General features: G+C 39.2%; 12 protein-coding genes and 1 rRNA gene. 11 read left to right on the top strand and 2 right to left on the bottom strand.

Going from position 1 to position 9563, the window contains the following annotated elements:
* The 10 genes from FN732_RS09000 to FN732_RS08955 all read left to right on the top strand — a co-directional run.
* The coding region (locus tag FN732_RS09000) for an integrase core domain-containing protein (RefSeq protein WP_142936216.1) at nucleotides 1-270 on the top strand (270 nt) is incomplete at its 5' end.
* A gap of 41 nt (nucleotides 271-311) precedes the next feature.
* A complete protein-coding gene (rpmH, locus tag FN732_RS08995) occupies nucleotides 312-473 on the top strand; it encodes a 50S ribosomal protein L34 (RefSeq protein WP_142936215.1) in 162 nt (53 codons plus the stop codon).
* The gene (gene rnpA, locus FN732_RS08990) at nucleotides 458-826 is read left to right on the top strand and encodes a ribonuclease P protein component (RefSeq protein WP_142936214.1); all 369 of its coding nucleotides are present in this window, start codon (nucleotides 458-460) and stop codon (nucleotides 824-826) included. The genes rpmH and rnpA overlap by 16 nt, the downstream gene beginning before the upstream one ends.
* Nucleotides 826-1032, top strand: coding sequence for a membrane protein insertion efficiency factor YidD (yidD, locus tag FN732_RS08985; protein WP_142936217.1), 207 nt, complete (start codon nucleotides 826-828; stop codon nucleotides 1030-1032). Before rnpA ends, yidD begins: the two co-directional genes overlap by 1 nt.
* Nucleotides 1033-1043: 11 nt before the next feature.
* Complete coding sequence (gene yidC / locus FN732_RS08980) at nucleotides 1044-2522, top strand: membrane protein insertase YidC (protein WP_142936213.1); 1479 nt, start codon at nucleotides 1044-1046, stop codon at nucleotides 2520-2522.
* Nucleotides 2523-2526: 4 nt separating this feature from the next.
* On the top strand, nucleotides 2527-3789 hold the full coding sequence (locus tag FN732_RS08975; RefSeq protein WP_142936212.1) for a hemolysin family protein: 1263 nt from the start codon (nucleotides 2527-2529) through the stop codon (nucleotides 3787-3789).
* A complete protein-coding gene (locus FN732_RS08970; protein ID WP_142936211.1) occupies nucleotides 3789-5039 on the top strand; it encodes a hemolysin family protein in 1251 nt (416 codons plus the stop codon). Before FN732_RS08975 ends, FN732_RS08970 begins: the two co-directional genes overlap by 1 nt.
* A gap of 68 nt (nucleotides 5040-5107) precedes the next feature.
* Nucleotides 5108-7201: a type I DNA topoisomerase gene (gene topA / locus FN732_RS08965; protein WP_142936210.1), complete on the top strand. Its 2094-nt coding sequence runs from the start codon at nucleotides 5108-5110 to the stop codon at nucleotides 7199-7201.
* Nucleotides 7198-7683 carry a metallophosphoesterase gene (locus FN732_RS08960; RefSeq protein ID WP_142936209.1) on the top strand — a complete coding sequence of 162 codons (486 nt, stop codon included), beginning with the start codon at nucleotides 7198-7200 and terminating at the stop codon, nucleotides 7681-7683. Before topA ends, FN732_RS08960 begins: the two co-directional genes overlap by 4 nt.
* Nucleotides 7680-8318 carry a carbonic anhydrase gene (locus tag FN732_RS08955; protein WP_142936208.1) on the top strand — a complete coding sequence of 213 codons (639 nt, stop codon included), beginning with the start codon at nucleotides 7680-7682 and terminating at the stop codon, nucleotides 8316-8318. The genes FN732_RS08960 and FN732_RS08955 overlap by 4 nt, the downstream gene beginning before the upstream one ends.
* On the opposite strand, the gene FN732_RS08950 is transcribed toward FN732_RS08955, so the two are convergent.
* On the bottom strand, nucleotides 8315-8974 hold the full coding sequence (locus FN732_RS08950) for a thioredoxin domain-containing protein (RefSeq protein ID WP_185954310.1): 660 nt from the start codon (nucleotides 8972-8974) through the stop codon (nucleotides 8315-8317). The genes FN732_RS08955 and FN732_RS08950 overlap by 4 nt on opposite strands.
* A 32-nt stretch (nucleotides 8975-9006) precedes the next feature.
* Here FN732_RS08950 and FN732_RS08945 point away from each other — a divergent pair, with 32 nt between their 5' ends.
* Complete coding sequence (locus tag FN732_RS08945) at nucleotides 9007-9474, top strand: DUF2391 family protein (protein WP_142936206.1); 468 nt, start codon at nucleotides 9007-9009, stop codon at nucleotides 9472-9474.
* 4 nt (nucleotides 9475-9478) lie between these two features.
* Here FN732_RS08945 and rrf read toward each other — a convergent pair.
* Nucleotides 9479-9563: ribosomal RNA gene (rrf, locus tag FN732_RS08940) — 5S ribosomal RNA — on the bottom strand; the annotation flags it as partial.

Raw genomic sequence — 9563 nt, 5'->3', positions numbered from 1 at the left:
AGGTCTCCCAAGACCAATGCACATGTTGAAAGGTTCATACAGACGGTGGAGAAGGAACTGTGGATGATAGAAGGGACTGAGCCGACAGTTGATGAAATGAACAGGAAACTATTTAGGTATCTAAGCTTTTACAACTTCGTTAGGCCTCATCAAGGTCTTGGTTATAAGACTCCAGTAGAGAAGTTTGAGGAATATATTAAAAAACTCCAGGGTGTCCACCATGTATTGAACGAGAACATTTTTTTGACAAATAAAATTCCTTGCCTATAATTCCGATATCACAAAACTTCCCTTGTATCTGGAGGTGGAAATTGTCAACAAAGAGGACCTATCAGCCAAGCAGGCTTCATGGTAAGAGAGTTCACGGTTTTAGGGCACGTATGAAGTCAAAAACGGGACGTGAGATTTTGAGAAGGCGTAGAAAGAAAGGACGCTGGAAACTTACGATAAGTGACGAGTGGAAGAGAAGATAAGGTTTACACTAAGAAAGGAAGAGCGTTTAAAGAAGGTAAAGGATTTTAAGAGAGTGTTTGACCACGGAAGGAGCCTCGGTGGTTCTACCGTGGCCTTTTATTTTTGTAGTAATAACTTAGGATTTCCAAGAGCTGGTTTCATAGCCTCCAAAAAAGTTTCAAAGAGAGCTGTTGATAGAAATAGGGCAAAACGACTAATGAGGGAAGTTTTTAGACTCAACAAACACAAGCTTAAACCCTTTGACATCATTTTTATTGCAAGAAAGGGGATTTTGGGAAAGAAGTATTCAGATGTTGAAAGGGATTTTTTGAGACTTGCTGAAAAGGCAGGAATTTTAAAGGAGCAGACTTGATAAAGTCAGTAGTTATTAGCCTCGTTAAGTTCTATCAAAAATTTATATCACCCTTTACTCCAGGAAGTTGCAGGTACTACCCTACGTGTTCAAACTATACAATAATGGCAGTTGAAAAGTATGGAGTACTGAAGGGTCTTATAAAATCGCTCTGGAGAGTTTTACGTTGTAATCCCCTCTCTAAGGGGGGAGTAGATTACCCATAGAGGAGAGAATTATGGAAAATAGGGAGAAGAAAGCATCCTTTATTCAGGCTCTAATTTTGGCAGCTTTAGTTTTTTTCGGCTTCCAGTTTTTCTTTGGACACCATCAGAAGAAGTCAGAGGAAGCGGAGAAAGTTAGTCAGAAGCAAACTGTTTCAGCCCCTAAAGACGTTATACCCTCTAAGGAGATAGGGAAAGTCGTTTCTGTTGATACTCCCCTCTACAGTGTCAAAATCTCAACGGTGAACGGAAAACTCATTAGTCTCTATATCAAAAAGTATAGAGCTCAGCTCGTTTCCGATGAATCTAAAAAGACGGGAATCTATCCTCTCATGACAGTTTCGGAGGATAAAAGGCTTAACGAGGAGCTCTCAAAACTAAACCTAATCCCCTCGGCTGAAAAATTAACTGTAAAGAATAGGCCACAAACACTCGAACTGAGGGGAAAACTCTTAGACGGAACTACCTTCGTAAAGAAGTTTACCTTCTATCCAAACTCTTACAGAATTGATGTTGAAACCGTTTTTCCAAAGGGAGAAGTTGAAACTGTTGTTGGAACGGATATAAAAGTAAACGAAGCCCATACATCAAGAATGGGACACATTGGGCCAGTCGTTGAAACGGAAGAAAAGGTTTTTAGACTCAACCCTGCAGACATAACCGGTTTTATCTCCTACAACAACGTTCTTTGGGCAGGAGAGGAGGATAAGTACTTTTTAATGGCAGTTAAGTCGAATAGGTTTTCGGCCGTAGTTGAGAAAATATCCCCAAATCACACCTTTGTTAGAAATTTCGTTTCAAACGCAACATTCTACGGAGGGCCAAAAGAACTTAACAGACTCGAATCGTTAGGTATGGATTCTGCTATTGATTTTGGAGTATTCGGCTTTTTGGCAAAGCCGTTTTTGAAGGTTTTCCTATTTCTCCACCAGTTCATTCCAAACTGGGGACTTTTAATCATCATCTTTACCCTGATTGTTAAACTGATTCTTCACCCCCTTACACACAAGAGCTTTGTCTCGATGAAGAAGATGCAGGAGGTTGCCCCAAAGTTAGAGGAGCTGAAGAAAAGGTATGGAAACGACCCTCAGAAGCTCCAGGAAGAGACAATGAAGCTCTACAAGGAGTTAGGTGTTAACCCTGCCAGTGGATGTTTACCAATGATTGCCCAGATTCCTATATTTTTCGCACTCTACGAGATATTTTTGAATGCTGTTGAGCTGAAGGGAGCTCCTTTCCTCTGGATTAAGGACCTCTCAATGCCGGACCCAACGTACGCACTGCCTATCTTGATGGGTCTTTCAATGATAGCTCAACAGTTGGTTACACCTACAACAAATAAACAGCAACAGTACATGTTTATTGGAATGGCAGTTCTCTTTACATTCCTATTTGCAAGCTTTCCAGCAGGACTGGTTCTCTACTGGTTCTCAAACAACGTAATAACTGCCATCCAAAACCTAATTATCAAGAAACTTACTGAGAAGGCTTAACAAAATGGAGTCCGTTCCGGTAGTTTACCTCTTTATCCTTCCTACCCTAATCTTCTTCTCTGCCCTCTTTTCCGCCTCTGAGACTGCCTTCTTTTCGCTCAATACTCTTAGACTGGAGAGACTCGCAAAGGAGGGGAATAAAAAAGCTAAGGAGATACTCTCTCTCCTTCAGAACCCGGCTGACCTGATTGCTACGATTCTAATAGGAAATGAAATGGTTAACGTTGGAATTGCTGCCACATCGACGGTAATCTTTATAAGGCTCTTTGGACATGAGTTGGGCTCCCTTTTGGCTGTTCCCGTCACTGTGGTAACCCTTCTAATCTGCGGAGAGGTAACCCCCAAAACACTGGCAATAAAGTACTCCGAAAGGTACGCCTTTTTTGTCTTTCCATTTATAAAACTGGTATCAAAGCTGATACTTCCCTTTAGAGCCCTTTTAGTTGGAGTTGCAACTTTAATATTAAAACCTTTTGGAGTAGAACTCTTCAACAGGCCTAAGGCCCTAACGGATGAGGAGTTCCTCATTCTGGTTTCAGAGGGAGCAAAGGAAGGAATTATAGGGAAGGAGGAGGTTGAGCTAATAGATAGGGCTTTGGACTTAGGGGAGGTTACAGTTAAGGAGGTTATGGTACCTAAACACAAGATTTTTGCCCTTCTTGAGGATACAACAGTTGAAGAGGCACTAAATAGGTTGAAGGAGGTTAAATTTTCACGAATTCCTATTTACAGGGACTCCTTAGACCAAATTACAGGTATCCTGTATACAAGGAGAATTTTGCCTTTAAAGCTTTCGGTGAATGACTTAAAAAGGGAGATTAAGGAGTTTGCAGATTCTCCCTTTTTTGTCCCTGAATTTTTAACGATAGATAAGCTCCTAAAGGAGATGCAGAAAACGCGGAGACACATGGCAATTGTCATTGATGAGTACGGAAATACTGCCGGACTCGTTACACTGGACGATATCCTCAGAGAGATTGTCGGGGAACTTCCAGACGAAAAGGGTCAAGAGGAGGAGGTTGAAAGAATATCGGAGGAAAAGTTTAGATTTTCCGGAGACGCTCCTATCGATGAAGTTAAGGAGGTTTTGAATTTGGAGGACGATGAAATTCTTAAAGAGGTTGATACAGTTTCAGGCCTCATAATGGCTCTCTTAGAGAAGATTCCAGAAAAGGGAGAATCTGTTGAGTATCAGGGATACAGGTTCATTGTTGAGGAGAAGGAAGGAAACAGGATTAAATCGGTTTTGGTTGAGAGGGTAACGTAATGGAGCTCCTTTACGTCTCCCTAATTGTTCTCTGTATTATTTCAGAAGGTTTCTTTTCGGGAAGTGAAATAGCGGTTGTCTCTCTTTCAAAGTTGGAGCTCCAAAAGAGACTAAAGGAGGGAGACAAAGCAGCAAGACTTCTCTCAAAACTATTAGAGGAACCGGAAAAACTCCTCACAACGACCCTTATAGGAACAAACCTATCAACAGTTACAGGTTCAACAATATTTACAGCCTACATACTAAAGGACATTCAAAATGCTCTACCCTACCTTGGGAATTATCCGGAGCTCCTGACAGTTCTCTGTTTCACTCCCTTTACATTAACATTTGGAGAGTTGATTCCCAAGAGTCTTTTTCAAAAGTACTCTTCAAAGTTGGCATTTAAAATTGTTTATCCCATTTACTTTTTCTACGTTCTTTTTAAACCTATCTCCCTCCTCGTTATGAACTTTTCAAGGCTGATAGCTCACCTGTTCAGGGCAGAGACTGAAAAGAATCCCTTTGTTACAAAGGAGGAGCTCAAGTTCTTAGTTGAGAGTAAGTCTCGGTTTAGAGTTGAGGAAACTGAGAGAGACATTCTTAAAAACATTCTTCACTTAAAGGAAAAAACCTTGGGAGACATCTATGTTCCACTTTCACAGGTAATTGCAGTTAGCAGCAATGCAACGGTCTCTGAAGCATTGGAGCTCTTTGAAAAGAGTGGATTCTCGAAACTTCCTATTTTTGAGGGGAGAATAGATAACATAGTCGGTTATCTCCTCGTTTCCGACCTTGTTGCCGTTGAGGACCCGAACCTAAAGGTAAGAGAAGTCATGAGACCTGTTGTGGTTTTTCCGGAGTACATGAGCATTTTTGATGCACTGAAGGAGTTTAGAAGAGCTAACGAACAGTTAGGTATTGTGGTTGACGAATTCGGCTCAACCCTCGGTATCGTTACAGTTGAGGACATCTTAGAGGAAATTGTCGGAAAGATAGAGGACGAGTTTGATAAGGGAAAGATTGAAATAACAAAAAGCGGGAACACTATATCCACCGATGCTTCAGTTGAAGTATCAGAACTAAATAAACTCTTAAATTTTCCCTTACCTGAAAGCACTGATTACTCAAGTATTGGAGGCCTAATTCTCTCAAGGCTAGGAAGGTTTCCGAAGGAAGGGGAGGTTATAGAGCTCCCCCACCACACGATAAAGGTAGAAAAGCTCTCTAACAAGAGGATTGAAAGAGTAAGGATAAGGGAAAAATCCTGAGGGGAATTTGACTTACAAATCCAATTAATTAGATTTCTCTCCAGACACTTAAAATCCTGAGGTAAGCAATGGGAAAAAAGCTGTTAATTGTGGAATCACCTGCAAAGGCAAAGACAATTCAAAAGTACTTAGGAAAGGACTTTATCGTTAAAGCATCTATGGGACACGTTATAGATTTACCCGAAAAGGAGTTTGGAGTTGATATTGAAAAGGAGTTTAAGCCTAAGTTTGTAACCATAAAGGGAAAAAATAAGATTCTGAAAGAAATAAAGGATGCTGCTAAAAAGAGTGACGTTGTCTATCTGGCAACCGACCCCGATAGGGAAGGAGAGGCCATAAGCTGGCACATTGCAAATGCTCTAAAGAGAATAAAAAAGGACAATATCTTTCGTATAAGGTTTCATGAAATAACAAAGAGTGCCATTAAAAAGGCTGTAGAGAATCCGGATAAAATAGATGAGAACAAGGTTTACGCCCAACATGCAAGGAGAATTTTAGACAGAATCGTTGGTTACTCAATTTCTCCTCTCCTATCAGCAAAATTCAAGAGAGCTCTCTCGGCAGGGAGGGTTCAATCTGTTGCCCTAAGACTAATCTGCGACAGAGAAGAGGAAATTAGGAAGTTTGTTCCAAGGGAATACTGGACAGTAGAGGGAACGTTTTTAAAGGGTGAAAATGAAATAAGTGCAAAACTTTGGGCTGTTGACGGTAAAAAACTTGGAAAGTTTGACATTCCAACGGAAAAAGAGGCAAAACAACTTTTAAAAAGGGTAGAATCCTCTAAGTTTAAGGTGACTCGAGTTGAAAAGAAGGAAAGGAGGAGAAAACCTTTACCTCCCTTTATTACTTCAACTCTACAGCAGGAGGCATCAAAGAGGTTCGGTTTTCCTGCCAAAATGACTATGCAAATAGCTCAGCAGCTCTACGAGGGAGTTGATTTAGGAAATGAGAGAGTGGGACTTATAACCTATATGAGAACCGATTCTACAAGAGTTTCTGATGAAGCTGTAAAGGAAGTTAGAAATTTTATAAAGGATGAACTGGGAGAGGAGTACCTGCCATCCCAGAAGAGAAGTTACGAAGGAAAAACTCCGAAATCCGCTCAGGATGCCCATGAGGCAATTAGACCTACCTCCGTTTATAGAACTCCTGAGAGTGTAAGAAAGTATCTGACTCCTGAACAGTACAAGCTCTACGATTTGATATGGAGAAGGTTTGTTGCTTCCCAGATGAAAGATGCCGTTTTCAATACAGTCTCTGTTAACATAGAAGGAGATGGATTAACCTTTAGGGCTACCGGCTCAACCTTAAAGGAGGAGGGATTTTTAAAAGTTTATCCTATTGAAGTAGAGGAAAAGTTACTTCCGGAGCTTGAGGAAGGAGAGGAACTTGAGAAGAAGGAAATTAAAGGAGTACAACACTTTACAGAACCTCCTCCTCGCTATACAGAAGGAACGTTAGTTAAAGCTCTTGAGGAAGCTGGAGTTGGAAGGCCTTCAACCTACGCAACTATCATTTCAAACATTATTCAGAGGGGATACGTAGAGAAGGAGAAACAAAAGCTTAAGCCTACTGAATTGGGAGAGTTTATAAATTCCCTTTTGAAGAAACTCTTTCCAAAGGTGGTTGACGTCAAGTTTACTGCTTCAATAGAGGAGGAGCTTGATAAAATAGAGGAAGGAGTTAAAAACTGGAAAGAGCTCCTTAAGGAATTTTACTTTGGAGAATTTAAGGAGCTCCTTGAAAATGCCAAAAGGGAGCTTAAAGGGTTAAAGGGAGAGGAAATAGGGAGGAATTGTCCCGAGTGTGGAGCTCCCCTTCTAAAGGTTCATGGGAGGTATGGTGCCTTTATATCCTGTTCAAACTATCCAGAGTGTAAGTATAAGGAAGCTCTAAAGGAGGACGAGAGAACTGGGGAGAAGTGTCCTGAGTGTGGGGGAGAACTCCTTATAAAAAAAGGAAAGTACGGAAGGTTTATAGCGTGTTCAAACTATCCAAATTGTAGGTATACAGCTCCAATAACTTATGGAAAGTGCCCAAAGTGTGGAGAAGGAGAGATTGTTGAAAGAAAAAGTAAAAGGGGAAAAGTTTTTTACGGTTGTAGTAGATATCCTGATTGTGATTACGTATCCTCAAAACCTCCAAAAGGAGAGAAGAAATGAAGATAGCCGTTGTATCGGATTCCCACGACAACTTAAAGGCTATTGAGAGATTCTCTGAGATTGTTAATAGAGAGGGAATAGACCTTGTTATTCACTGCGGAGATTTCATTTCTCCGTTTGCAGTAAAGCACATGCTCAACTTGATAAAGTGTGATTTTATGGGAGTTTTTGGAAACAACGATGGAGAAATTGTAGGACTTCTAAAGGTCTCCGGCGGAGTAATTGAAAAACCTCCTGTCTCAAAACTTATAGATGGTCAGAGATTTGCCATCATGCACGAACCTTTATTTGTGGAGTCACTTGCTAAATCGGAAGACTTTGATTTCATTCTTTACGGTCATACTCACGAAATAGATGTTCGGGTTATAAACGGCTGTCAGATTGTGAATCCTGGGGAGCTCTGTGGATACCTTACAGGAAAGAAAACCTTTGTTATACTTGATACCCAAAATCTCACTGTTGATTTAGTAGAGGTAAAATGAATCCAGTGAAAGTAATTGAGAAGCTGCTTTTAAGGGAATGTATAGAGAGCAATCCTCCCAATGGTTACGATTCCTGTATTGTTTGTTCCTCAAGTGTTGTTTGGAGGGTTTCCTCTCTGTTTCCCGAGAGCTTTATAGTTTCAAATGCTGCTGCTCAAATCTTTTCAAACATAGCAACTATTTACTACGCTGTTAATGAATTGAATGTTCCTCTTGTTGCCATTTTAGGAACAACTGCTATAAATCTGGAAAGCTTGTTAAAACTTCCAACAAGTTCGGCCGAGGTAGAATTTAAACTTTTAAGAAAAACGTACGAGGAAAATGGTGAAATTTTAATATCCATGTTTGAAGAACCTAAACAGTTAAATTCGGCCTTATTAGAATTAAACATAGATAGTCAGATAGAGAAACTTCTATCTATAGAAGAATTTAAGGAAAAAATTGACAGAAGAGAACTTGCTATCTGTGGATTTATCTTAGATGAGGATAAAGTTTATGGGGATAAATTGAGTTTCTATTTGATTAACTTTAACGGGATTAAGGACCCAGAGGACATTAGAGCTGAGGAAATACTACAGGAGATTCCAGAATCGATTAGAAAACAGAAAATAAAAAGGTTATTAGTTCAATTTTAATTTTTTCTTAGCAACTCTCTTATTCCATCAACTCCTATAAAAATTGAACCATCACTTGTTACAACTATTGGAGTCCCAGTTATTCCAATTTTTTTAAATTTATCAGAAATAGACCAAACTTTAAGCTTTCCCTCATCGCATAATTCTATTCTATGTAAACTAAAAAAGTTTTTCTCATTTAAATTCAAACAATAAGAAGATACAGCAGCCTCAAATCCATTTCCCTTAAATCCTAGGGGTATAACATTTACTCTATATTTTTCTGATAAATTCACTAATAGCTTTTTATTCTTCCTACATACTTCACAAAATGGATTTGTAAAAACAAAAATATCTTCCCCTTTTCCCAAAGAAAATAAGGATTTTTTCTTAAAGAAAATTAAATCCTCTTTAAGGAATTTTGCTTTAGGTATATTAATAATCATACCTTCGATTAAAAACTTTTTATCCCTTGAAAGAAAGAAAGTTTCTCCAGATTCTGTGAATATTTTACAGCTGTTGAAGGAAGGAAATGGAACGACAGATTTAACGACTAAAGGATACTTAAGGGATAAATTTAATATTATTTGTGCCTCAGAAAGACTGGGACAACCTAAGGAAAGAGCTCTTGAAGAGTAAAGTATCAAAAATAGAATGAGCGTAAGCTGCAATCTCATATTTTAAATTTTATCATGGAGGTTTAGGTCAGGTGGATAAAGTAGGAAAGCAAGCCGAAGGAATAGAAAAAGAAATTGGGAAAATAAGGAATAAAATCAAACATGAGAAATCCGGTTTTCAATTAAAGGATTTAATCCAGGAAATAGCTGGAGCTATACTTCTTGCTTTTCCCTTTGCAGCAAATGCAGACATATGGGAAATTTCTCAAAAAATGTCCTATTTACATACTGTTGTTTTGTTAATTCTTATAATTCTTGGCTTATTTATAGTTATTAAATACGGAAAATTAGAAAATTGGAAAACTCAAAATATTGCAGGAATTTTACCACTAAGACTTATTACAATTTTGGCTATATCCTTAACAGTTTCAGCTCTTTCTCTTTTAATTCTTGGTATTTATCCCAGTATCATAACAAATTTAAATTGGTTTCTGAAAACCAATGTTCTTATAACACTATTTTCAGTTATGGGAAGCTTTGGAGTAGACGCAGCGAAATAAAAAAGCCTGGCACCGCCCTACTTTCCCACCCGCTCCCGCGGGCAGTATCATCGGCGCTGGCGGGCTTAACTACCGAGTTCGGAATGGGA

The organism is Balnearium lithotrophicum, from assembly GCF_900182585.1.
GTDB classification, from domain to species: Bacteria; Aquificota; Aquificia; order Desulfurobacteriales; family Desulfurobacteriaceae; genus Balnearium; species Balnearium lithotrophicum.
Note: the sequence above shows the minus strand (reverse complement) of the source record. Positions and strands in the feature narration are given on the sequence as shown.